We start from the raw sequence: 23315 nt of genomic DNA on the forward strand, positions 1-23315 counted from the left end.
TCGCGATACATCGCGAAAAACCGCGAAAGCTGCATGACCGAAATCAAGAACACCGAGCAACAGTTGTCGAAGTTCCGCCTGCGCGTCGCGGCGGCGGGACTGTTCGTGTTCGTCTGCTTCGGGCTGATCGGGCTGCGGTTCCTCTATCTGCAGGTCTGGCATTTCAGCAAATACTCGTTGCAGGCGAACGAGAACCGTATTTCCGTTGCGCCGATCGTGCCGAACCGCGGCATCATCACCGACCGCAACGGGGTCGTGCTGGCGAAGAACTACTCGGCGTACACGCTCGAAATCACGCGTTCCAAGATCAACGGCACGCTGGACGAGACCATCGACGAGCTTTCGCAGGTCATTCCGGTCGATGCGCGCGACCGCCGCCGTTTCAAGAAGCTGCTCGAAGACTCCAAGAATTTCGAAAGCCTGCCGATCCGCACCCGCCTCACCGACGAGGAAGTCGCGAAATTCACCGCGCAGCGCTATCGCTTTCCCGGCGTCGAAGTGCGCGCGCGCCTGTTCCGGCAGTATCCGCTCGGCACGACGGCCGCGCACGTGATCGGCTACATCGGGCGCATTTCGCAGCGCGATCAGGAACGCATCGACGATGCGAGCGACGCCAACGACGAAAGCTCCGATCACTACGATCCGCGTCTGGACGCCAACAACTACAAGGGCACGGATTACGTCGGCAAGATCGGCGTCGAGCAGAGCTATGAAACCGAACTGCACGGGCTGACCGGTTTCGAGGAAGTGGAAGTGACAGCGGGCGGGCGCCCGGTGCGCACGATGTCGCGCACGCAGGCGACGCCCGGCAACAATCTCGTGCTGTCGCTCGATATCGGCTTGCAGCAGGTCGCTGAGCAGGCGTTCGCGGGCAAACGCGGTGCGCTCGTCGCGATCGAGCCCTCCACCGGCGACGTGCTCGCGTTCGTGTCGGCGCCGAGCTTCGATCCGAATTCCTTCGTCGACGGCATCGATCAGCCGACCTGGGACGCGCTCAACAATTCGCCGGATCACCCGCTTCTGAACCGGCCGCTGCACGGCACGTATCCGCCCGGCTCCACGTACAAGCCGTTCATGGCGCTCGCCGCGCTGGCGCTGCACAAGCGCACGCCGGGCTGGGGCTTTCAGGATCCGGGTTTCTTCACGTTCGGCGGTCACACCTTTCGCAATGACGTGCGCTCGGGTCAGGGCTGGGTCGATATGAACCGCGCGATCGTGGTGTCGAACGACACCTACTTCTACATGCTCGCGCGCGATCTCGGCGTGAACGCGATGGCTGGCTTCATGAAGCCGTGGGGTTTCGGCCAGATCACGGGCATCGATATCGCAGGCGAGGCGCGCGGCATTCTTCCGTCGACGGAATGGAAGAAGAAGGCGTACCGAAAGCCCGAGCAGCAGCGCTGGTACGAAGGCGAAACCATCAGCCTCGGCATCGGCCAGGGCTACAACTCGTTCACGATCCTGCAGCTCGCGCACGCCACCGCGACGCTCGCGAACAACGGCGTCGTGATGAAGCCGCACCTCGTGCGCGACATCGAGAATCCGATCACGAAAGACATGCGCGTGACCGTGCGCGATCCGAGCAACAAGATTCCGGTGGCGCAGAAGGACATCGATTTCATCAAGCGCGCGATGGAAGGCGTCGTGACGAACGGCACGGCGGCCAAGGTGTTTGCGGGCGCCCCGTATGCCGCGGCGGGCAAGACGGGCACGGCGCAGGTCTATTCGCTGCAGGGCTCGAACTATCGCGGCCACGGCGGCACGGCTGAGCATCTGCGCGACCACGCGCTCTTCATCGCGTTCGCGCCGGCCGAGCAGCCGAAGATCGCGATCGCGCTGATCGTCGAAAACGGCGGCTGGGGCGCGGAATCCGCAGGTCCGGTCGCGCGCAAAGTGCTGGACTACTATCTGATCGATCGCCTGAAACCGGGCGCGCAGGCTGCGGCGGTTGCCGCGGCTGCATCGGCGACGGAAGATTCCGGCCTGCCGATGATCGGCGGCGCGCAGCCGCCCGCAGCGGTCGCGCTGCCCGCGTCGGTCGCGAATTCATCGCCGGCATTTTCGCCTCAGGCCGCGTCGAACCCGGCGGTCGCGAAAGCGGCGTCGGCTCCGGCGCTGCCCGCGTCCGCATCGAAGGCCGCGAAGCCTCGCGCCGCGTCGACGCCATCGGCGGCGCTGCCCGCCTCCACGCCCGGCCGCGCGCCCGCGCCGAAAAAGCGCCCGGCCGAGCCGACGCCCACGATGGTCCGCGGCAACGAAAGCGACGGCGTGCGCGTTCTCGCGCCGTCCGGCGGCATCGACGAGTAAAGGAAACCGCCATGCAATTGCACATGCAACTCGACAAGCGCGAGCTCATCGACCGCGCCAAGCGCATGTTCGCGGGCTTCGACAAACCGCTTGCGCTCATCGTCTTTCTGCTGCTCGGCGTCGGCATCGTGACGCTGTACAGCGCGAGTCTCGACATGCCGGGGCGCGTCGAGGATCAACTGCGCAACATCATGCTGACCTTCGGGCTGATGTGGGTGCTCGCCAACATTCCGCCGCAAACGCTGATGCGCTTCGCGGTGCCGCTCTACACGGTCGGCGTGGCGCTGCTGATCGCGGTCGCCGCGTTCGGGCTGACGCGTAAGGGCGCGAAACGCTGGCTCAACGTCGGCGTAGTGATTCAGCCGTCCGAGCTGATGAAGATCGCGATGCCGCTGATGCTCGCGTGGTACTACCAGAAGCGCGAAAGCAACATTCGCTGGTGGGATTACGTTGTCGGCTTTCTGATTCTGATGCTGCCCGTCGGCCTGATCGCGAAACAGCCGGATCTGGGCACCGCGGTGCTGGTGTTCGCCGCGGGCATGTTCGTCATCTACTTCGCTGGACTCAGTTTCAAGCTGATTCTGCCGGTGCTCATGGTCGCGGTCGTCGCGGTGGCTGGTATCGCGATCTTCCAGGACAAAATCTGCCAGCCGGACGTTGTCTGGCCGATGATGCACGACTATCAGAAGCATCGCATCTGCACGCTGCTCGATCCGACTTCCGACCCGCTCGGCAAGGGCTTCCACACGATTCAGGCGGTGATCGCAATCGGCTCCGGCGGCACGTTCGGCAAAGGCTGGCTGCAAGGCACGCAGGCGCACCTCGAATTCATCCCCGAGAAGCACACGGACTTTATCTTCGCCGTCTTTTCCGAGGAGTTCGGGTTGACGGGCGGACTGGTGCTGCTGTTCCTCTATATGGCGCTGATTGCGCGCGGACTTTACATCGCGGCAAACGGCGCGAGCCTCTTCGGGCGATTGCTGGCCGGATCGCTCACGCTCGCGTTCTTCACTTACGCGTTCGTGAACATCGGCATGGTGAGCGGAATTCTGCCCGTGGTCGGCGTGCCGCTGCCGTTCATGAGCTACGGCGGCACGGCGTTGACGACGCTCGGCATCGCGGTCGGGCTCATCATGAGCGTCGCGCGCCAGAAACGGCTGATGCAGAGTTAGCGCGTCTTCGCGCCGTTACTGCGGCTTCTTGTTTTCCAGTTCCGCGCTCAGTTGCAGGTACTTGAGCTTCGCCGCCGGATCGCCCTGCGCGGCAGCCGCGGCGTAATACGCGCGCGCGACATTCAAATTACGCTCGACGCCGTCGCCGCCGCGCTCGTAGAACGAACCGGCGACGTATTGCGCCGTCATGTCGCCGCCTTCCGCCGCCTTCTTGTACCAGGCGAACGCCTGCGTGTTGTCGCGCGCCGTGCCGCGTCCGTCGAGAAACTGATTCGCGAGCGCGAGTTCGGCCTGCACGTGTCCCTGATTCGCCGCGCGCAGAAACCAGCGATGCGCCTCCGCCGGGTCTTTCTCGACGAACTGACCGTCGTCGTACATCTTGCCGTACACGTATTGCGCATGCGTCATGTTGGCGTCGGCAGCGCGGCGCAACCACTTCTTGCCTTCGTCGATATCCGTGGGGCCACCTTCGCCGTTCAAGAGCATCATCGCGTAATTGAATTCCGCGAGCCGGCTGCCCCGTTGCGCCGCGCGGCGAAACTCCGAGCGCGCCGCGACGAGATTGCCCGCGTTGTAGTCGGCGACGGCGTTCTGCGTCGCGATGTCCGTCGGTTTCGGCGCGTTGTCGGCGTGAGCCGCGCCGATCGATATCGACAGGATCGCCGCCGCGATCGTCGACGCAATGGCGGTTTTCATGATCTCGCCTCCTGCAACGCCTGACGCGTCGCCTTTAAAAGCCACATCACATCCGCAGCGATCGCGACGAGCTTGATGCCCGCCTGCGCGTATTGCTTCGCGCTCGCCGCATCGAGCGCGAAAATGCCGCTCGCGATGCCCGCGCGATTCGCCGCAGCGACGATCTTGTCGATCGCCGCCTGCACGTCCGGATGCTTCGCATCGCCGAGATGGCCGAGGCTCGCCGCGAGATCCGCCGGCCCGATGAACAGGCAATCGACGCCCGGCGTTGCGGCGATTTCATCGACGGCTTCGAGCGCCGCCACCGATTCGATCTGCACGATGGTCGCGATTTGCGCATTCGCGCTCGCCATGTAGTCGCGGCGCATTCCGTATGCCGCGGCGCGCACCGCGCCCGCGACGCCGCGCAAGCCATGCAGCGCGGCCTCGGTCGGATATTGCGTGAGCCGGACGATACGCGCCGCCTCTTGCGCCGACTGCACGTTGGGAAACATCAACGTGCGCGCGCCCGCGTCGAGCGCGCGCTTCACGAGCCAGCCTTCGTTGGCCGGCACGCGCACGATCGGCTCGCTCGGCAGATGCGCGGCAGCGATCGCACGCAACTGCGCGACGACGTCGGCGCTATCGTTCGGCGAGTGCTCCATGTCGATGCACAGCCAGTCGAAGCCCGCGTGCGCGAGCGCTTCGGCGGCATCGGCGCTGCCGAGCGAAAGCCACAGGCCGAACAACGTGCCGGACTCGGAAAAACGCTGCTTGAGGGGATTGGTGAATGTGCTCATCGCGCGGCTCCTTCGGCGGGTTGAAGGATGACCGCGCGCAGCCGCGGCAAGGGGAACGACGGAAGAGAAGACGGCATGCGCGCTCCGTGGCTCGTCGCCGCGAATGACGGGCGACTCATCGGACGATCATACCGTGACAAAAGCGCGCGCGCCGGACGTGACCGGGCCGCGCGCGTCGAAACAATCAGCCGCGCTCGACGTCGGCCCAGCAGTTCGGCGTTTCGTACAGACGCAGGCGCTTCAGCTTGAGATTGACGCCGTAGTGGGCGTCGTAGACGTCGGCCAGAATGTCGAACGCGACGGCCGCCAGATTCTCGACGGTCGGAATCCGGTCCAGCACGACGGTTTTGTGGTCCGAGAGCGTTTGGAGGAATTCGCGCACTTTGACATCGCCTTCATAGACGATAAACGCATGATCCCACTTGTTGACGAGATGCTCCATGGCGAGCGCTTTCACGTCGGCGAAGTCCATCACCATGCCGCGGTCGGGCGCGCCTTCCACATCGACGAGATCGCCTTGCAACGTGATCTCGAGCACGTAGCGATGCCCGTGCAGGTTGCGGCACTGGCTGCGGTGATCGGGGATGCGGTGGCCCGCGTCGAATTCGAGTTTTCGGGTAATCGTCTGCACGGCGGTTCAGGGGATGTTCAGATATTTGTGCGTCTGCATCGACAGGCGCCACTTGGGATGCCGCTTGCACCAGTCGATCGCGAGCTTCGTGTTGATGTCGCGCGAGGGGCCGTCCATCGGCTGGACGAGGAAGTAGTCGAAGTCGAGCTTTTCGTACTCCGCGAGGCGCTGGTTGTCTTGCGGCACCACGACCTTCAGTTCGTTGCCTTTCGTCACGACGAGCGGCGCGTCGGCCTTCGGGCTCACGCAAATCCAGTCGATGCTTTCGAGAACCGGCAGCGAGCCGTTCGTTTCGATCGCCATTTCGAAGCCGGCTTCGTGCAGCGCGTCGACGAAAGGCTGATCGATCTGCAGCATCGGCTCGCCGCCCGTACACACGACGAATTTGTGGGCCGCGCCTTCTGGCCACAACGACGCGATTTTCGCGACGAGTTCCGCCGGCGTCTTGTACTTGCCGCCGTTCTCACCATCGGTGCCGACGAAATCGGTATCGCAGAACTGGCAGACGGCGTCCGCGCGATCTTCCTCGCGACCCGACCACAGATTGCAGCCCGCGAAACGGCAGAACACGGCCGGACGACCGGCATTGGCGCCTTCGCCCTGCAGCGTATAGAAGATTTCCTTTACCGCGTACGTCATGACTGCTCTGTGAACCTCGAATAAAAAATCAAACCGGCGCGACGTCGACCTGCTCGCCCGCGCGATACGCCTCGAAACCTCGTTTGCGCAGTTTGCATGCCGGGCACTGGCCGCAGCCGAAGCCCCAGTCATGCAACTCCGCGCGCTCGCCGACATAACACGTATGCGTTTCGACGCGGACCAACTCGACGAGCGCTTCGCCGCCGAGCGCTTCCGCGAGCCGCCACGTATCGGCCTTGTCGAGCCACATGAGCGGCGTTTCCAGCGCGTAGCGCGTTTCCATGCCGAGATTGAGCGCGACTTGCAGCGCTTTCATGGTGTCGTCGCGGCAATCGGGGTAGCCGGAAAAATCCGTCTCGCACATGCCGCCGACCAGCACCTTCAAACCACGCCGATACGCCAGTGCGGCGGCGATCGTCATGAACAGCAGGTTGCGGCCCGGCACGAAGGTGTTGGGCAAGCCGCTCGCCGTCGCCTGGATTTCGATCTCGCGTGTCATCGCGGTATCGCTGATCGCGCCGAGCACGGAGAGATCGATCATGTGATCTTCGCCCAGACGCTCGGCCCACCGCGGAAATTCGCGCGCGATCGCGGCACGAAAGCCGTCGCGGCATTCCAGTTCCACGCGATGCCGCTGTCCGTAATCGAAGCCGAGCGTCTCGACCGTTCTGTAGCGTTCGAGCGCCCAGGCGAGGCACGTGGCCGAGTCCTGGCCGCCGGAGAACAGCACGAGCGCGCTGTCTTTAGCGTCTATACGAGTCACCGTGAAAACTCCGTACTCCGTGAATGAGATGGCGTCGCGCGCCGCACAGGCAGTCGGAGCGACCGGACTTCGCAATGAGCGGCGACGCGGGCGGCAATGCCCGCGAGTCCAGTATAGGCCGGCGGCCTTCGCCCGGACGCGCACGCCTCTTATGCCGCCGATAGCGGGACAGCGGCGCGTCGCGCACGCGTTTCGGAGCGTCGAAAAGAAAAGGACTTGCGGGTCCGAGGACGAGGCAAGTCCTTAATTCGGCGCGAATTTTATCACGGGGCACGGTTGTTCGCTGAGCGCTGCGCGAGTGGCGGGAGTCGATCATTTCATCGGCGATACCGGCGAATTTCACGAAGCAGTTTCTGGTTTTCGTCTGACCGATAGTAGCCTATGCGCGTTGACGCCAATTTCAGAAAATATTGCTCGTTTTGGCGAAATAAATCGGTAATTTGTTTCGGTGGCATGCACGCTCAGCGGCCTGCCTTCGCGCCACGTCTCCTGCGGTCGGAAACATCATTCTTCGGCATCCGAATGAATTCAGCACCGAAAGTCGCGCTGATCGGCGGCGTGTTCGCTGCCCTCATTTTTCTCGCCGCCTGCGGCGGCGGCAAGGATGCTCCGAACGCCACCACGAATGTGGAAGCAAGCGCACCGGGCAACGCCGTCTCGGCCAGCGAAGCGACCGCCGCAAGCAGCACGAAAACGACCGAAACGCCCACGAACGACGCCACCGCCGCAAGCAGCCCCGTCGCGGCCAGCAGCGCCCCTGCTTCAAGTGACAAGACATCGACGTCGCCTGGCATCTTCTACGGTGCGAACGGCCACAACAACGGCGGCGGCGCATACGACATCTCGAGCCCGGCGCTACAGCTTGCCCAATTGCAGAATCTGGGCGTGAAGCTGTATCGGAACGAGGTGTACAACCGGGCATCGGTGAACAAGCTCGCCGGCATCGCGAAGATGATGGCCGCGGGCGGCGTGACCGTGTTCCCCGTCCTGCTGGTCGGCACGGACTTCGACAGCGAGTCCGACGCTTATGACGCGGGCTACGCGCTCGGCCGTCAAACGGCGCAGTCATACCGCTATCCCTACTACGAGGTCGCGAACGAACTCGGCTCCAGCAACGGCGCACTGCTCGGCAACGTGGACGGCGTCTATCCGGAACACTACGACAACGCCATCTTTCAGAAGGCGCGCGGCGCGATCCGCGGGTTGATCGCGGGCATCAAGTCGGTGGACACATCGGGCAAGATCATCCTGGGCGGCGAAACCTGGCTGCACTATAGCTTCGATCAGATGCTCGCGGCAGGCACGCAGCCCGACGGATCAGGCGGTCATCCGGTGGTGATGTGGGACATCACCGCATGGCACTGGTATTCGGAACAAGGCGACATCACCAACGCTTGTGGCGGCACCGGTTGCCACAACGTGCTTCGCGTCCTGCAGCGCTTCGGCAAGCCGATCTGGCTGACGGAGGTCGGTGTGCGTCCGTGGCACGGCAGCGATCAGCAAATCGCGTCGTACATGGTCGGAAACCGGATGATGGCGCAGTTCGTGTCGTTGGCTTCGCAGTACGACGTGCAGGCCATTCAGGTGTATCAGCTTTACGATGATCCGTCGGACGGCGAAGGCAGCTACGGCCTCGTGAAGAACGACGGCAAGACGGAAAAGGCTGCGTACACGGCGTTCAAGAACTTTGTCGCGGCGAATCCGAAGTGAGACTGGATCGCGGAAAAAGAAAAAGCCCGAGAGCGATAACACTCTCGGGCTTCTTGCATTCTGGTGGCCTGGGGCGGAATCGAACCACCGACACGCGGATTTTCAATCCGCTGCTCTACCAACTGAGCTACCGGGCCAACGAAGAGGTGAAACTATAGCAGAGACTATCGCGCCCCTCAAGCCCCTCTGCGCATTTTTCTGCAGAATAGTCGAAGACGCCGTCAGACCTCGCTCTTGTTCTTGCCGAGATCGACGCCCAGTTGCTTGAGCTTGCGATACAAGTGCGTGCGCTCCAGTCCCGTCTTTTCCGCGACGCGCGTCATGCTGCCGTTCTCGCGCGCGAGGTGATACTCGAAGTACGCGCGCTCAAACGCGTCGCGCGCATCGCGCAACGGGATATCGAATGAGATGGACGCCGTCTGTCCCGCCTGATTCTGCGCCGCGCCGCTCGCAGCCGCATCGCCGGACGCGTTCAGCGACGACGCCATCGGCAATGCAGCCGCCACGGGCACGCCCGATGCGCTCGCGCTCGCCGGCGGCTTCGCAGCCGCGGCCACGGGCGCCGGCGCGGTGCCGTGCGCGAGCCCCTGCTCGACCGCCTTCAGCAGCTTTTGCAGCGCGATGGGCTTCTCGAGAAAGTTGAGCGCGCCGATCTTCGTCGCTTCGACCGCCGTGTCGATGGTCGCGTGGCCCGACATCATGATCACCGGCATCGTGAGCTTGCCCTGCGCGGCCCACTCTTTGAGCAGGGTCACGCCATCGGTGTCGGGCATCCAGATGTCGAGCAATACGAGATCGGGCGTCTGCTGCAGACGGTAGTCGCGCGCATGCTGCGCGTTCTCCGCCACTTCCACAACGTGACCTTCATCGCTCAGGATCTCGGAGAGCAGTTCCCGGATCCCCATTTCATCGTCTACCACCAGGATGGTTGCCATTTACGCTGCCCTTGTCTGCACTGTTGCTTTTGTCGTTCCGTGATTCCCCGCTGCACCGGCCCCCGGCGGCGTCGCGCCGGGCGCTGCGGTATCGTCCGCGAGTTGTAGAAACAGAATCGATATCTGCGCCCCTTCGATCACATCCGCTGTCTTCGAGCGGTTGCGTATGTCGATGCGCGCGCCATGCTCGTCGACGATCTTCTTCACCGTTGCAAGTCCCAGACCCGTGCCCTTCGCTTTCGTCGTCACGTAAGGCTCGAAAGCCCGCGAAAGGATACGCGCCGGAAAGCCCGTGCCGTTGTCCGAGACCGTCAGGCGAACCGCGACGCGCGCATGACCCGAAGCATCGGGCTCGCCATATTCTACTGTCCTCGTTTCGAGGAGCACGCGCGGCTCCGCGACATCCGCCACCGCGTCCTGCGCGTTCTGAAGCAGGTTGTGGATGACCTGGCGAATCTGCGTCGCGTCGCCGCGAATCACCGGCAGCTTCGCGAGATCGACCTTGATCGGCGTCTTGCCGTCCTCGATGCCGTAAAGCGTCAGCACTTCGCCCACGAGCTCGTTCAGTTGCAGATTGCCGAGCACAGCGGGCGGCGTGCGCGCGTATTCGCGGAAATCGTCGACCATCTGCTTCATCGCCTGCACCTGATTGACGATGGTCGTCGACGCGCGCTTGAGCACCTCGGCGTCCGTCGGCGCGAGTTTGTCAGCGAGCTTCATCTGCAGGCGCTCCGCCGAAAGCTGAATGGGCGTGAGCGGATTCTTGATCTCGTGCGCGAGACGCCGCGCGACTTCGCCCCACGCGACCGAGCGCTGCGCGGAGATGACGTCGGAAATGTCATCGAACACGACGACGTAGCCGGTCGTCTCCGCATCTTCGGAGTCGCTCTCGGTCACGCTCAGCAATTGCGTGCCGCGCACGAGCAGCGTGAGCGGATCGTTCTCGCCCGGCACGGTCACCGCGACCTGCTGTTGCCAGTGGCCGCGATCGCCGACCGGATGATCCGAGCCGCTCGATGCCGCATCGCGCTCGGCGAACGCCTTTTTCACCATCGCGCCGAATTCCGAGAGGACATCGATATGATCGAGCGGCTGATTGACCAGCGCGCCGAACGGCTGGCGGAAGATGCGCTCCGCTCCGCGATTCGCCGTGGCGAGGCGGAACTGCCGGTCGAACACGAACACGCCCGCCGTGAGGTTCGCGAGAATGCTTTCCAGATACGCCTTCGAATGCTCGAGCGCGATGCGATTGTTCTCGACCGCCGCGCGCGCCTCGGATAGCTGGCGCGTCATCGCATTGAACGACTGCGTGAGAAAGCCGAGTTCGTCGCGCGAATTGATCTCCCGTTTGGGCGTGTAGTCGCCTTCAGCCACTTCCTTCGTGCCCTGCGCGAGCAGGAACAGCGGGCGCGCGAGCTGATTGCCGAGTGCGAGCGCAAGCATCATGGCGATGAAGGTCGCGAGAAAGAGCGCGAGCGTCAGCGTGCCGATATACATCTTGCGCAAGCCCGTGCGCCCGAGCCGCTTCTCCTGATACTCGCGATACGCGCGCTGCACGGCATCGGCATTGCGCGCGAGCTCCTGGCTCACCGGCTGCTCGATCTGCAGGAAGCGGTCGACGTGCTGAAACTCGGTCGTTGTCGTCGGATCGGGAATCTTCGTGACCACGCGTAATCGCAGCGCGCCCTTCGGCCCGTTCGATTTCGGATCGCCGTCTATCTCGCCTTCGATCGCGCCATACGGATGATCCTGCGCCTCCTTGAGCATCGTGCTGGTCGGCTCGTTGGTCGGCAGGAGCGCGTAGTAATTGCCCGACGCCTGCGCCACCGTGCGCAAGCCCGTACCGCGCTGCAAGCCGTTGTTCGACGACAGATCCTCGCGGTTGTACTGATCGCGCGGACGCTCGAACACGACGGCATCCTGCACGCCGTACTGATCGCGCAAGCGCAGCAGCGAAAGCGTGAGGCTCGATGGATCGGCGCTCGCGAGCTGCTCGCTCATCTGCCGGCCGCGGTTCTTGAAGTCGGCGAGCGAGGTTTCGAGCATGCCGCGGCCGAGCGTGAGGCCCGACGTGAGCGCGGTTTCCACGTTCACGTCGAACCACGATTCGATGCTGCGCGACACGAACTGATACGAAACCACATAGATGATCGCGCCCGGCACCACGCCGACGAGCGCGAAGATGAGCGCGAGCTTCGCCAGCAATCGCGTTCCGAAGCGCCCTTGCCTCACCCGTGTCACGATGATCACGACCAGGCTGATGACGATCAGCATGAACACGATCGCCACCGCCACGTTCGCCGCGTAGAGCCAGCCGTAATAGCGGTCGAAGAACTCGGTGTTCGCGCTCGCGAGCGCGAGCATCACGAGCAGCAGAACCGCCGTGAGCGCAACCGTGGAGACGAGCAGCCGGACAACGAAACTTTTCATGTCCGTGCGGCCGCGTCGAAATCTATTTCGCACGTTCCGCCGCCGTAAATGTAAAACGCTTCCAGTCCGAGGAAAGGTTCCAGTCGCGGTTGTTCACCGCATCGATCTGGAACGGCTTGGGCATCAATGCGATGTCGAGCTGCATGCGCACCGATGCGGTATAGGTTTCTCCGCCATGCACCTGATTGCGGTCGATGACGTGCCACGAAGTCACGTGCCGGATGACCGCGAGCGCCTCGTTGAGCGAGGCGAAACGCAACTGAAGGCCGCCCGTGGACACGCGATATTCGTTCGTCAGCGGCTGATAGGAAAGCCGGATGCTCTGCGACACGTTGACCGGCTCTTCGTCGAACCAATACCAGCGCGGCCGCGACAGCGCAAAGTCGATGGTGAAATAGAGCGGCACGCTGCGGTTCACGGCTTCTTCGAGACTGCTGTTGAGATCGAAGTCGAAATGCGCGTCGAGACTCCAGCCGGCATTGTCGGCCTGCAAAGACGCGCGCTGCACGGCGATCGTCTCGGCAAACGCCGGTTCGGCTGTGGCGAAGGTAAGCCAGAGCGTCAGCGCAGTCCAGATGACGGCCGCGAGCCGAAGCGGAAAAAAGCGTTTGATCGTCACCGTTTCTGAAAGCGCGCGTAGAAGAATCCGTCGTGGTCCGCGAAGATTTCCGCGTCCCGGTCCGGACTCGCGAGATTTGTACTGTCCGGTGAACCTTGCACCGCGTCCGCGCTCGCGCGCGCCGCTGTCGGCAACAATTGGCCCGGCGCGTCCAATCGTACCGCATCTTCATGCGCGGTTCCAAACCAGCGTGCCTGCGCTTCGCCCTCCTCGGGAAAGATCGAACATGTCACGTAAAGCAGCTCGCCGCCCTTTGCGACGAGCGGCCACAACGCGTTCACAATGCGTCGCTGCTCGGCGACGAGCGCATCGATGTCCGACGCGCGCCGCAGCCAGCGAATGTCCGGATGACGCCGCACGATGCCCGACGCCGAGCACGGCACGTCCGCGAGAATGCGATCGAACGGCGCGCCGTCGAACCATTGCGCGGGATCGCCGGCGTCGCCGACTTCGATTCGCGCATCGAGCTTGAGGCGCGTCAAGTTCTGCGCGATGCGGCCCGAGCGCTCGGCATCGCTTTCGAGCGCGATCAGATCGACATCCGCGAGTTCGAGAATATGGCCCGTCTTTCCACCGGGCGCGGCGCACGCGTCGAGCACGCGCATGCCGTCCTTCGCGGCGAGCAGTTGCGCGGCGAGTTGCGCGCCCGCATCCTGCACCGACACGACGCCCTCCTCGAAGCCGGGAATGCGATCGACGGGCATCGGCGTTTTCAGGCGCACCGCATGCAGGCCCGCCGCGTCCGCTTCGATATGCGCCTCGCGCAGACGCGCCAGATAGTCATCGACGCTGGCATGCCGTGCATTCACGCGCAGCGTGAGCGGCCCTTGCGCATTGCCCGCTTCGAGAATGCGCTCCCAGGCGCCGGGCTGGCCGCGTCTGACTGCGTCGATCCACCATTGCGGATAGTTCCAGCGCGCGACTTCGTTCTTGCGCGCTTCGTCGATCGCGCTCTCGCGCTCGCGCAGGAAATTGCGCAGCACCGCGTTGACCAGCCCCTTCGCGAAGGCAAACTCGCGGCGCGCGGCAATCGCGGTCACGGCCTGATCGACGACGGTGAACGGCGTATACGCCGCGTGCGCTTCGTCGTCGGCGAGCAGCGTGAACGCGCAGACGAGGACGTTGGCCACATGCGGCGGCGGCGCTTTCTTCACCAGCTTGTGGAGGAGCGCATCGGCGAGCGCGAGACGGCGCATCGTGCGATACGCGATGTCCTGAACCGCGCCGCGCGCCGCCGCGGATTTGCCGGTGCCGACGACCGTCTGCAACGCCGCCGGCAGCGCCGAGCCCGCGCGCACCGCGCCCACGGCTTGCGCCGCGCTGTCGAGCGCGAACGCGAGCGAATCGGGCGCGACATGCAGCGCGCTCAGGCGGGAATGCGCGGCGGCGGGCCGCCGGGAAGGCTTGTCGGTCATGGCGAAACGGAAACGGTCAACGGCTGTGCGCGGAGTCGCGCGAACGGGGAATTGTAACGTGCGGGGATTGCGCGCCCCGGCGGGCGGCGGGCGGACAAGAAAAAGGCCGTTCCGGCGCAACCGGAACGGCCTTCATGACGACGTTACGAGCGTTAGAAACGGCCCGTGCGCGCCATCTCCATCAGACGGGCGACGCGCTCTTCCGTCGCGGGGTGCGTCGAGAACAGATTCGCGATGCCGCCGCCCGACAGCGGATTCATGATCATCATCTGCGCGGTCGCCGGGTGCTGCTCGGCGGTCGGGAACGGCACGCCGCTCGCGTACGCGTGAATCTTCTCCAGCGCGCTTGCGAGCGCCTGCGGATCGCCCGAAATCTCCGCGCCGCCGCGATCGGCTTCGAATTCGCGCGCGCGGGAAATCGCCATCTGGATCAGCGCGCCCGCAATCGGCGCGAGAATCGCCAGCAAAATGCCCGCGATCGGATTGACCGGACGGCCTTCGTCGTCTCGCCCGCCGAAGAACATCGCGAAGTTCGCGAGCGCGGAGATCGCGCCGGCCATCGTCGCCGAGACGGTCGAGATCAGGATGTCGCGGTGCTTCACGTGCGCCAGTTCGTGCGCCATCACGCCGCGCATTTCGCGCTCGGACAGCACGCGCAGAATACCCGTGGTCGCCGCGACCGCCGCGTGTTCCGGATTGCGGCCCGTCGCGAACGCGTTCGGCGCGTCTTCGTTGATCAGATAGACGCGCGGCATCGGCAACTGAGCGCGCGTGGCGAGCTCGCGCACCATGCGATAAAACTGCGGCGCGGTGGTTTCGTCGACTTCCTGCGCGTTGTACATGCGCAGAACCATCTTGTCCGAGAACCAATACGAAAAGAAATTCATGCCGAGCGCGATGATCAGCGCGAGCATCATGCCCTTCGATCCGCCGATCATGCCGCCGATCACGACAAAGAGGGCCGTGATCGCAGCCATCAGCATCGCGGTTTTGACCCAGTTGAACATGTCCGGAGCTCCTCTCCTCAAATGCAGTGCGCGAAGTGCGCGGTTGCCCCGGCCGACATGACCGGGACCACGATTGTAAGCAAAATGTTAGATAGGGGCATCCGTCAATAATTCAATCCGCGCCGACGCAATTCGAAGCGATTTATCGATGCGTCGTCGCGAGCTTGATGCCGAGCCCGACGAACGCCGTGCCGACGCCGCGATCCAGCCACTTCTTGACGCCGACTTGCCCGCGAAACGCTCGGTGACACTGCCCGCGATCCACGCGACGAAGCTGTTCCAGACCGTGCTCATGGCGATGAACACGACGCCGAGCGCGAGGAACGCGAGGGTTTTGTGCTCGCTGTCGGCGGCGACGAATTGCGGGAAAAACGACACGAAGAACAACACGACTTTCGGGTTCAGCACGTTCGTGACGAAGCCTTGCGCGAAAAGCTGTCCGAGCGATTTGGGTGCGGCTTTGTCGCTTGCTTGCTCGCGCGCGGTTCCGGCGTCGTCGTGTTTCGCGAAGATCAGCCGCACGCCGAGATAAATCAGATAGATCGCGCCCGCGATCTTGATGACCGTGAACGCCGTCGCCGATGCGGCGAGAATCGCCGTCAGCCCGAAGGCGCACGCAAGCGTATGAACGATGCAGCCCGCCGAAATGCCGAGCGACGACACGATGCCCGCGCCGCGCCCCTGCGCGACGCTACGCCCGACGATATACGCGGTGTCGGGGCCGGGCGTGACATTCAGCAGAAAAACCGCGATGAGAAAGAAGGTGAAACCGGTAATGCCGAGCATCGGAAACTCCAGGCGATCGCTATGTCGAGACGCCTCATTTTAGCGCCGCGCCCCGGTCGCGGACTGACTCGCCGAGCGCGAAACGCTGCCCTTTTTCGATCGCCGCGCCCGCGAGAAATTCGCGCACGGGCAGGCGCTTGCCGCCGGGTTTCTGCAGATGCGTGAGTTTCAGCGCGCCCTCGCCACACATCACGACGATGCCGTCCGGCGAAACCTCCGCGATCGTTCCGGGCGCGCCGGAACCGTCGACCGGCTGCGCGGACCAGATTTTGATCGCGGTGTTCTCGAGCGTGCCGAACGCGCCGGGAAACGGGTCGAACGCGCGAACCTGGCGCGCGAGTTCTTGCGCCGGGCGGCGCCAGTCGAGCGCGGCCTCGTGCTTCGCGATCTTTTCGGCGTAGGTCGTGCCTTCTTCGGGCTGCGGCGTGGACGGCAACGCGCCGTCGCGTTCGAGATCGCGCAGCGCCGCGACGATCAGTTCCGCGCCCATCTGCGCGAGTCGGTCGTGCAGCGTGGCTGTGGTGTCGCCGGCGAGGATCGGCGTGCGAGCCTCGCGGATTATCGCGCCGGTGTCGAGGCCGGCGTCCATCTGCATGAGCGTGATGCCGGTCTCGGCGTCGCCCGCTTCGATCGCACGATGAATCGGCGCCGCGCCACGCCAGCGCGGCAACAGCGACGCGTGAATGTTGATCGCGCCGCGCGGCGGGATGTCGAGCACTTCCTGCGGCAGGATCAGCCCGTAAGCCGCGACCACCATGACGTCGTGCGGCGTGTCGCGCAATAAATCGATGGCCTCGGCCGCTTCCTGCGGATACTTGCCCGCGCGGCGCAGCGACGTGGGCTGCGCGACCTTCAGGCCGTGCTCCACGGCAAAACGCTTGACCGGGCTCGCGGTGAGTTTCATGCCGCGTCCGGCGGGGCGGTCCGGCTGCGTCAGGACGAGCGGCACGGAAAATCCCGCCGCGTGAATGGCCGCGAGCGCGGCGGCAGCAAATTCCGGCGTACCGGCGAAAACCACGCGCAGCGATTGAGTCATCGATTACAGCGCCTTTTCCAGCTTCTTCATCTTGCCGCGAATGCGGGTTTGCTTGAGTTGCGACAGGTATTCGACGAACACATGCCCCGCGAGATGATCCATCTCGTGCTGAATGCAGACCGCGAGCAGGCCATCGCAATCCAGCTCGAAGGTCTCACCCTTCTGGTTCAGCGCCTTCACGCGCACTTTGTCGGGCCGCTCGACGAAATCGTAAATGCCCGGCACCGACAGGCAGCCTTCTTCCCATTCCTTCTTCTGATCGCTCGACCAGACGATTTCCGGGTTGATGAAGACCATCAACTGATCGTGCGCGTCCGAGACGTCGATCACGATCACGCGCTCGTGCACGTCCACCTGCGTCGCGGCAAGGCCGACGCCGGGCGCGGCATACATCGTCTCGGCCATGTCGGCGACGAGCTTGCGGATGCGGTCATCGACGACGACGACGGGCTTCGCCACCTTGTTCAGCCGCTTGTCCGGGTAGTTCAGTATCTTGAGCAGAGCCATGATTCGGATTGTCTACGCGCGCCGCGACGCGTGTAAATCGGCCATTCGGCCAGGTTGCGGGTAATGGGGCGGCATGCCGAAGATATGCGGGTGAATCGCGTGGATTCAAACGCCGCCGGCAAGCGGCCAATCGGTGTCGCTTCGGGCTCTGGACCGGCCTGAGCGACCTTTCTTTATCTGTTTCCGGATCAAAAATCTTAACATGACGACCGCTGACATGCCGACCGGGAAAACCGCCTCGACACCCGATGCCCACGAACTGCGCGCCTGGCTGCGGCTCGCGCACGCGAAAGGCTTGAAGCCGCTCGCGCTGCGCGCGCTGCTCGGCGCGTTCGGCGGGCCGCTCGAAGTGCTTTCGGAAAGCTTCGCATCGCTCACCGAAGCCGCCGATGCCCGCGCCGCCGAAGCCGTGCTCGCGCCGCCGTCCGGCATCGAAGGTGTCCCGTTCGACAACTATATTGAAGCGGTGCTGGCATGGGCATCGGAGCCGGGCAACCACGTTCTGACGTTCGCCGATGCGGCCTATCCGCAAGCGCTGCTCACCATGCCCGATCCGCCGCCGCTGCTCTACGCGAAAGGCCGGCTCGATCTGCTCCAGACGCGCGCGGTCGCGATCGTCGGCAGCCGGCACGCCACGCCGCAAGGCCTGGAAGATGCGCGGCGCTTTGCCCGCGCGATGTCGGACGCGGGACTGGCGGTGGCATCGGGGCTTGCGCTCGGCATCGATGCGTCCGCGCATCGCGGCGCGCTGGAAGGCGCCGCCGGCACGGTCGCAGTGATCGGCACGGGCATCGATCTCGTGTACCCGGCGGCGCATCACACGCTCGCGCACGAAATCGCCCGCGATGGCGCGATGCTGTCCGAATGGCCGCTCGGCACGCCCGCGCGCTCGGCGAATTTTCCGCAGCGAAACCGGTTGATCGCGGGTCTGTCGAGCGGCGTGCTGATCGTGGAAGCGGCGATGCGCTCCGGATCGCTCATCACCGCGCGGCTCGCGAACGAAATGGGGCGGGATGTCTTCGCGCTTCCCGGATCGATCCACGCGCCGCTTTCGCAAGGCTGCCATCGGCTGATCAAGCAGGGCGCGAAGCTGGTCGAAACGCCGGAAGACGTGCTCGAAGAGTTCGGTTTGCCGTCTGTTCGTCCGGCGGCGGCACGGTCGAAGCCGCGACCGGTGAGCGCATCGTGGGCATCGGCGCGCATTGTGGATTCCGACATAAGCGACGACGCCGCCTGCGTTCTCGACGCGCTCGGCCACGCGCCCGCGACGCTGGAGATTCTCGCGGCGCGCACCGGGCTCGACGGCGCCGCGCTTCAGGCCGCCTTGCTGCCGCTCGAACTGGCGGGCCAGATCGCGGCGCTCGCGGGCGGCCGCTACACGGCGGTGGAGCGCTCGTAAAGCTGCGTCGTGCTACATTCGCGGAAAAATGAGCCGTCCCCGCAGTCCACACGAATAAAGGATTTCGCACCCGCCATGTCCGCGCTGAATCTCGATACCGATGCCGATCTCATCGCGGAGCGCATCGCCGTGCCCGGCACGCTGTTCGTCGCCTGTCTGTGCGCCGAATGGTGCGGCACCTGCCGCGAATATCGCGAAGGATTCGACAGGCTGGCGGATGCGCATCCGGATATCTGCTTCGCGTGGATCGATATCGAGAATCACGCCGACCGCTTCGACGACCTCGATGTGGAAAATTTTCCGACAATTCTCATCGAAGATTCGGTCACTACGCGGTTTTTCGGCACGGTGCTGCCTCAGGCGTCCATCGTCGATCGCATGCTGACCGATCTGACCGCGCTGCCGGGCATGGTCGGTGCGCCGAAACTGCGTCCGGCGCTCGTTACGGCCTGAGCGTTTTTGCGCGCGAAATGCGCTTCGCAAGCGTCATATCGAAGCGTCCAAATACGCGCTTCGACTACCACTGCACAAACCGTGTGCTATAAAGCGGTCGTTAAAGCAGCCCAAACCGGGTCGCTGCCAGTTACCCACTTATAGAGTCATGTCCAAAGCCCTGATCATCGCTGAGAAGCCTTCCGTCGCGAACGACATCGCGCGTGCGCTGGGCGGCTTCACCAAGCATGACGAGTATTTCGAGAGCGACGATTACGTCATCTCGTCCGCGGTCGGCCATTTGCTCGAGATCGCGGCGCCCGAGGAATACGACGTCAAGCGCGGCAAATGGAGCTTCACGAATCTGCCGGTCATTCCGCCGCATTTCGACCTGAATCCGATCGCGAAAAGCGAGTCGCGCCTGAAGGTGCTGACGAGGCTGATGAAGCGTAAGGACATCGACCGCCTCATCAACGCATGCGACGCGGGGCGTGAGGGCGAGCTGATCTTCCGGCTGATCGCGCAGCACGCGAAGGCGAAGCAGCCGGTCCAGCGCCTCTGGCTGCAATCGATGACGCCCGCCGCGATCCGCGAAGGCTTCGCGAATCTGCGCAGCGACGCCGACATGCAGCCGCTCGCCGACGCCGCCCGCTGCCGCTCCGAAGCCGACTGGCTCGTCGGCATCAACGGCACGCGCGCGATGACGGCGTTCAACAGCAAGGGCGGCGGCTTCTTCCTGACGACCGTTGGCCGCGTTCAGACGCCAACGTTGTCCATCGTCGTCGAACGTGAAGAGAAAATCCGGCGTTTCGTGCCGCGCGACTATTGGGAAGTGCGCGCCGAGTTCATCGCGGCGAAGGGCATCTACGAAGGCCGCTGGTTCGATCCGAAGTTCAAGCGCGTCGAAAACGATCCCGAGCAGCGCGATTCGCGGCTGTGGAGTCTCGCGGCGGCGGAAACGGTCGTCGCGGCGTGCCGCGGCAAGACCGGCACGGTGACGGAAGAATCGAAGCCGTCGACGCAAATGTCGCCGCTGCTGTTCGATCTGACGAGTTTGCAGCGCGAAGCCAACGGCCGCTTCGGCTTCTCGGCGAAGAACACGCTCGGACTCGCGCAGGCGCTGTATGAAAAGCACAAGGTCCTGACCTATCCGCGTACCGATTCGCGCGCGCTGCCCGAGGACTACTTGAGCACGGTCAAGGACACGATGACCATGCTCAAGGAGAGCAACAACTATCTGCCGTTCGCGAAGCAGGTGCTCGACAAGGGCTGGGTGAAGCCGAACAAGCGCATCTTCGACAATTCGAAGATCAGCGATCACTTCGCCATCATCCCGACGCTGCAGGCGCCGAAATCGCTGTCCGAGCCGGAACAGAAGCTGTATGACCTCGTCGTGAAGCGTTTCCTGTCGGTGTTCTTCCCGGCGGCCGAATATCTCGTGACAACGCGCATCACCGAAGTCTCGGGGCATCACTTCAAGACGGAAGGCAAGGTGCTCGTCGAACCGGGCTGGCTGCAGGTCTATGGCCGCGAAGCCGCGGGCGAGGACGGCAATCTCGTGCCGGTGCAGAAGAACGAAAACGTCGATGTCGAGAAGGTCGCAGCGCACGGTCTCGTGACCAAGCCGCCCGCGCGCTACAACGAAGCGTCGCTGCTCTCGGCGATGGAAGGCGCGGGCAAGCTCGTCGAAGACGAAGAACTGCGCGACGCCATGGCCGCGAAGGGCCTCGGCACGCCGGCCACGCGCGCGGCCATCATCGAAGGGCTGCTCGGCGAGAAGTACATGGTGCGCGAAGGCCGCGAGCTGATTCCGACCGCCAAGGCGTTCCAGTTGATGACGCTCTTGCGGGGGCTCGGCGTCGAAGAACTCACCGCGCCCGAACTGACCGGCCAATGGGAGCACAAGCTGTCGCAGATGGAGCGCGGCAGCCTGCATCGCGATCAGTTCATGCAGGAAATCGCGCGGATGACGCAGACCATCGTCAAGCGCGCGAAGGAATACGACTCCGACACCATTCCCGGCGATTACGCGACGCTCGAAACGCCGTGTCCGAATTGCGGCTCGCAGGTGAAGGAGAACTATCGCCGCTTCGCGTGCACGAAGTGCGAATTCTCGATTTCGAAGATTCCGGGCGGCCGGCAGTTCGAGATCGCGGAAGTCGAGGAGTTGCTGCGCGAGAAAACCATCGGACCGCTGTCGGGATTCCGCAGCAAGATGGGCCGTCCGTTCTCGGCGATTCTCAAGCTCGCGCTCGATGACGAAATCAAGAACTACAAGCTCGAATTCGATTTCGGACAGGACAGCGGCGGCGAAGACGGCGAACCGCCCGATTTCTCCGAGCAGACGCCGGTCGGCGCGTGTCCGAAGTGCCAATCGCGCGTATTCGAGCACGGCATGAGCTACGTCTGCGAGAACTCGGTATCGAATCCGAAGACCTGCGACTTCCGCTCGGGCAAGGTGATCTTGCAACAGGAAATCGCGCGCGAGCAGATGCAAAAGCTGCTGGGCGACGGCCGCACGGATTTGCTGACCAACTTCAAGTCGTCGCGCACGGGACGCAATTTCAAGGCGTTCCTCGTGAAGCAGCCGGACGGCAAGATCGGCTTCGAATTCGAAAAGAAGGAAGCCAAGCCGGGCGCGAAGACGGCTGCGGCCAAACGCGGCGCTGCGGCGGAAGCGCAGTCCGATAGCGGCGATGAAAGCGGCGACAGCGATGTCGCCGTAGCCGCGAAGACGACGCGCGCGAAGCCCGCCGCGAAGAAAGCGCCGGCGAAAAAGGCCGCCGTGAAGAAGACGGCGGCGCGCAAAACGGGCTGATCGCCGTTTTTTTCCCCGAGCCAAAGAAAAACCCCCGCGAATCGCTTCGCGGGGGTTTTTCATTTGCGCGGCTTCGCGCGATGCTTTCAGAACGGCGAAGCGGCAGGCAGGCGTCCGCGCGTTCGCGAAGGTTTGGCCAGCTTCGGCGCGAGTTCGCCGTCGATCGGACGCGAGCGTGGCGCGGGCGTCGCCGTTTCGTCGGCATGGTCGTAGTGGGCGTGCGCCGCCGGCGCCGGCCTGCCACGGACATCGCGAATCCACTGCTCGCCAAGCTGATGATTCGGCGTCTGGCTGAAATGCTCGACGAGGTGATCGATAAAGGTGCGCACTTTCGCAGGCAAGTGCCGCCGGCTCGGATACGCGACGTTGATCTCGACCTGCGGCAACTGATAGTCCCCGAGCAGGCGCACGAGCTGTCCGCGCGTCGTGTCGGTGCCGATCAGATAGCTCGGCAGAATCGCGATGCCCATGCCCAGCAGCGCGAACTGCCGCAGCATTTCCGTATTGTTCGCGATGATCACGTTTTGCGGACGCACGCGCACTTCGCCTTCCGGGCCGGTGAACACGCGCTCGTCGCCCCAGTACTCGGACGGCAAACTCAAACACGGATGTTCGAGCAGATGCTCGGGCCGCGTCGGCGTGCCGTGCTTTTCAAGATATGCCGGCGTCGCGCAGACGGTCATGCAACCCGTGGTCAGCCGCCGCGTGACGACGCTCGCGCTCTTCACCTGCCGCGCGATGACGATGCCCACGTCGAAACCTTCCTCGACCAGATCGACCTGTCGATCGACGAGGGTCACATCGGGCACGACCTTCGGATAGCGCTGCGCGTACGTCTGCAGTACGGGCGCGAGATTATGAAGACCGAACACGACGGGCGCGACGATCCTGAGCGACCCGAGCGGTTCGTGATTGCGCGCCACCACCATTTGTTCGACGTCTTCCAGCTCGTCGAGAATTTGCCGCGCCCGCTCCAGATAAACCTGACCGGACTCGGTGAGCGAAAGGCTGCGCGTCGTGCGGTTGAGCAGGCGCGTGCCGAGGCGGCCTTCGAGGTCCGCGACATGGCGCGTCGCCACCGCATTGGAGATGTCCATTGCGTTCGCGGCCCGGGCGAAACTCCCGAGATCGGCGACCCGCACAAACACTCTCATCGACTGCAAATGATCCATAAGACAACTCCTGCCGCTACGCGGCTTGAATTCTGCTGCAAAGCAATTCAGGATTATCCTAG

At 64.0% G+C, this 23315-nt stretch carries 19 protein-coding genes, 1 tRNA gene and 1 pseudogene; 6 read left to right on the plus strand and 15 right to left on the minus strand.

Features of this window, described 5'->3' with window-relative positions:
* The first annotated feature begins 33 nt into the window (after nucleotides 1–33).
* Together mrdA and rodA are read left to right on the plus strand one after the other, a co-directional pair.
* Nucleotides 34–2307 (plus strand): penicillin-binding protein 2, encoded by a 2274-nt coding sequence (gene mrdA, locus LY284_RS12410; protein ID WP_014190115.1) that lies wholly within the window; start codon nucleotides 34–36, stop codon nucleotides 2305–2307.
* Nucleotides 2308–2330: 23 nt separating this feature from the next.
* On the plus strand, nucleotides 2331–3479 hold the full coding sequence (gene rodA, locus LY284_RS12415; RefSeq protein WP_014190114.1) for a rod shape-determining protein RodA: 1149 nt from the start codon (nucleotides 2331–2333) through the stop codon (nucleotides 3477–3479).
* A gap of 15 nt (nucleotides 3480–3494) precedes the next feature.
* Here rodA and LY284_RS12420 read toward each other — a convergent pair whose 3' ends face one another.
* The 5 genes from LY284_RS12420 to queC all read right to left on the minus strand — a co-directional run bounded on the left by LY284_RS12420 (nucleotide 3495) and on the right by queC (nucleotide 6987).
* Nucleotides 3495–4175, minus strand: coding sequence for a tetratricopeptide repeat protein (locus tag LY284_RS12420; protein ID WP_041730043.1), 681 nt, complete (start codon nucleotides 4173–4175; stop codon nucleotides 3495–3497).
* Entirely contained in the window at nucleotides 4172–4954 is a 783-nt protein-coding gene (locus LY284_RS12425) for an HpcH/HpaI aldolase/citrate lyase family protein (protein WP_014190112.1), read from the minus strand. The genes LY284_RS12420 and LY284_RS12425 overlap by 4 nt, the downstream gene beginning before the upstream one ends.
* Nucleotides 4955–5138: 184 nt before the next feature.
* Nucleotides 5139–5585: a 6-carboxytetrahydropterin synthase QueD gene (gene queD / locus LY284_RS12430; protein ID WP_014190111.1), complete on the minus strand. Its 447-nt coding sequence runs from the start codon at nucleotides 5583–5585 to the stop codon at nucleotides 5139–5141.
* 6 nt (nucleotides 5586–5591) lie between these two features.
* Nucleotides 5592–6224: a 7-carboxy-7-deazaguanine synthase gene (gene queE, locus LY284_RS12435; RefSeq protein ID WP_014190110.1), complete on the minus strand. Its 633-nt coding sequence runs from the start codon at nucleotides 6222–6224 to the stop codon at nucleotides 5592–5594.
* Between the two features lie 28 nt (nucleotides 6225–6252).
* Nucleotides 6253–6987 (minus strand): 7-cyano-7-deazaguanine synthase QueC, encoded by a 735-nt coding sequence (gene queC / locus LY284_RS12440; protein ID WP_014190109.1) that lies wholly within the window; start codon nucleotides 6985–6987, stop codon nucleotides 6253–6255.
* Nucleotides 6988–7509: 522 nt separating this feature from the next.
* On the opposite strand from queC, the gene LY284_RS12445 reads away from it, so the two are divergent.
* Nucleotides 7510–8697 (plus strand): glycosyl hydrolase, encoded by a 1188-nt coding sequence (locus LY284_RS12445; RefSeq protein ID WP_233386377.1) that lies wholly within the window; start codon nucleotides 7510–7512, stop codon nucleotides 8695–8697.
* A 61-nt stretch (nucleotides 8698–8758) separates the two neighbouring features.
* Here LY284_RS12445 and LY284_RS12450 read toward each other — a convergent pair.
* The 9 genes and pseudogenes from LY284_RS12450 to def all read right to left on the minus strand — a co-directional run bounded on the left by LY284_RS12450 (nucleotide 8759) and on the right by def (nucleotide 17432).
* A tRNA-Phe gene (locus LY284_RS12450) sits at nucleotides 8759–8834 on the minus strand.
* 84 nt (nucleotides 8835–8918) lie between these two features.
* On the minus strand, nucleotides 8919–9632 hold the full coding sequence (gene esaR, locus LY284_RS12455; RefSeq protein ID WP_041730041.1) for a response regulator transcription factor EsaR: 714 nt from the start codon (nucleotides 9630–9632) through the stop codon (nucleotides 8919–8921).
* Nucleotides 9633–12062, minus strand: coding sequence for a PAS domain-containing sensor histidine kinase (locus LY284_RS12460; RefSeq protein WP_255724116.1), 2430 nt, complete (start codon nucleotides 12060–12062; stop codon nucleotides 9633–9635).
* A gap of 22 nt (nucleotides 12063–12084) precedes the next feature.
* Nucleotides 12085–12681 (minus strand): DUF4390 domain-containing protein, encoded by a 597-nt coding sequence (locus LY284_RS12465; protein WP_014190105.1) that lies wholly within the window; start codon nucleotides 12679–12681, stop codon nucleotides 12085–12087.
* Entirely contained in the window at nucleotides 12678–14096 is a 1419-nt protein-coding gene (rsmB, locus tag LY284_RS12470; RefSeq protein ID WP_233386381.1) for a 16S rRNA (cytosine(967)-C(5))-methyltransferase RsmB, read from the minus strand. Before rsmB ends, LY284_RS12465 begins: the two co-directional genes overlap by 4 nt.
* 152 nt (nucleotides 14097–14248) lie before the next feature.
* Entirely contained in the window at nucleotides 14249–15103 is an 855-nt protein-coding gene (htpX, locus tag LY284_RS12475; RefSeq protein WP_041730039.1) for a zinc metalloprotease HtpX, read from the minus strand.
* 142 nt (nucleotides 15104–15245) lie between these two features.
* Nucleotides 15246–15889 (minus strand): annotated as a pseudogene (locus LY284_RS12480) (LysE family translocator).
* A gap of 34 nt (nucleotides 15890–15923) precedes the next feature.
* On the minus strand, nucleotides 15924–16925 hold the full coding sequence (gene fmt, locus LY284_RS12485) for a methionyl-tRNA formyltransferase (RefSeq protein WP_233386383.1): 1002 nt from the start codon (nucleotides 16923–16925) through the stop codon (nucleotides 15924–15926).
* A gap of 3 nt (nucleotides 16926–16928) precedes the next feature.
* Nucleotides 16929–17432 carry a peptide deformylase gene (def, locus tag LY284_RS12490; RefSeq protein WP_233386391.1) on the minus strand — a complete coding sequence of 168 codons (504 nt, stop codon included), beginning with the start codon at nucleotides 17430–17432 and terminating at the stop codon, nucleotides 16929–16931.
* Nucleotides 17433–17634: 202 nt separating this feature from the next.
* Here def and dprA point away from each other — a divergent pair, with 202 nt between their 5' ends.
* The 3 genes from dprA (at nucleotide 17635) to LY284_RS12505 (ending at nucleotide 22081) form a co-directional block, all read left to right on the plus strand.
* Nucleotides 17635–18831: a DNA-processing protein DprA gene (gene dprA, locus LY284_RS12495; RefSeq protein ID WP_233386421.1), complete on the plus strand. Its 1197-nt coding sequence runs from the start codon at nucleotides 17635–17637 to the stop codon at nucleotides 18829–18831.
* A 75-nt stretch (nucleotides 18832–18906) separates the two neighbouring features.
* Nucleotides 18907–19284 (plus strand): thioredoxin family protein, encoded by a 378-nt coding sequence (locus LY284_RS12500; protein WP_014190098.1) that lies wholly within the window; start codon nucleotides 18907–18909, stop codon nucleotides 19282–19284.
* A 148-nt stretch (nucleotides 19285–19432) separates the two neighbouring features.
* Entirely contained in the window at nucleotides 19433–22081 is a 2649-nt protein-coding gene (locus LY284_RS12505; RefSeq protein WP_053567271.1) for a DNA topoisomerase III, read from the plus strand.
* Nucleotides 22082–22167: 86 nt separating this feature from the next.
* On the opposite strand, the gene LY284_RS12510 is transcribed toward LY284_RS12505, so the two are convergent.
* Nucleotides 22168–23253: a LysR family transcriptional regulator gene (locus tag LY284_RS12510; RefSeq protein WP_045450151.1), complete on the minus strand. Its 1086-nt coding sequence runs from the start codon at nucleotides 23251–23253 to the stop codon at nucleotides 22168–22170.
* Nucleotides 23254–23315 lie beyond the last annotated feature (62 nt).

Source organism: Caballeronia sp. PC1, assembly GCF_021353155.1.
Taxonomy (GTDB): domain Bacteria; phylum Pseudomonadota; class Gammaproteobacteria; order Burkholderiales; family Burkholderiaceae; genus Caballeronia; species Caballeronia cordobensis.

Coding starts and splice junctions, on each gene's coding strand:
- mrdA (WP_014190115.1), top strand. CDS start 34: ATGACCGAAATCAAGAACACCGAGCAACAGTTGTCGAAGTTCCGCCTG.
- rodA (WP_014190114.1), top strand. CDS start 2,331: ATGCAACTCGACAAGCGCGAGCTCATCGACCGCGCCAAGCGCATGTTC.
- LY284_RS12420 (WP_041730043.1), bottom strand. CDS start 4,175: ATGAAAACCGCCATTGCGTCGACGATCGCGGCGGCGATCCTGTCGATA.
- LY284_RS12425 (WP_014190112.1), bottom strand. CDS start 4,954: ATGAGCACATTCACCAATCCCCTCAAGCAGCGTTTTTCCGAGTCCGGC.
- queE (WP_014190110.1), bottom strand. CDS start 6,224: ATGACGTACGCGGTAAAGGAAATCTTCTATACGCTGCAGGGCGAAGGC.
- LY284_RS12445 (WP_233386377.1), top strand. CDS start 7,510: ATGAATTCAGCACCGAAAGTCGCGCTGATCGGCGGCGTGTTCGCTGCC.
- esaR (WP_041730041.1), bottom strand. CDS start 9,632: ATGGCAACCATCCTGGTGGTAGACGATGAAATGGGGATCCGGGAACTG.
- LY284_RS12460 (WP_255724116.1), bottom strand. CDS start 12,062: ATGAAAAGTTTCGTTGTCCGGCTGCTCGTCTCCACGGTTGCGCTCACG.
- rsmB (WP_233386381.1), bottom strand. CDS start 14,096: ATGACCGACAAGCCTTCCCGGCGGCCCGCCGCCGCGCATTCCCGCCTG.
- htpX (WP_041730039.1), bottom strand. CDS start 15,103: ATGTTCAACTGGGTCAAAACCGCGATGCTGATGGCTGCGATCACGGCC.
- fmt (WP_233386383.1), bottom strand. CDS start 16,925: ATGACTCAATCGCTGCGCGTGGTTTTCGCCGGTACGCCGGAATTTGCT.
- def (WP_233386391.1), bottom strand. CDS start 17,432: ATGGCTCTGCTCAAGATACTGAACTACCCGGACAAGCGGCTGAACAAG.
- dprA (WP_233386421.1), top strand. CDS start 17,635: ATGACGACCGCTGACATGCCGACCGGGAAAACCGCCTCGACACCCGAT.
- LY284_RS12500 (WP_014190098.1), top strand. CDS start 18,907: ATGTCCGCGCTGAATCTCGATACCGATGCCGATCTCATCGCGGAGCGC.
- LY284_RS12505 (WP_053567271.1), top strand. CDS start 19,433: ATGTCCAAAGCCCTGATCATCGCTGAGAAGCCTTCCGTCGCGAACGAC.
- LY284_RS12510 (WP_045450151.1), bottom strand. CDS start 23,253: ATGGATCATTTGCAGTCGATGAGAGTGTTTGTGCGGGTCGCCGATCTC.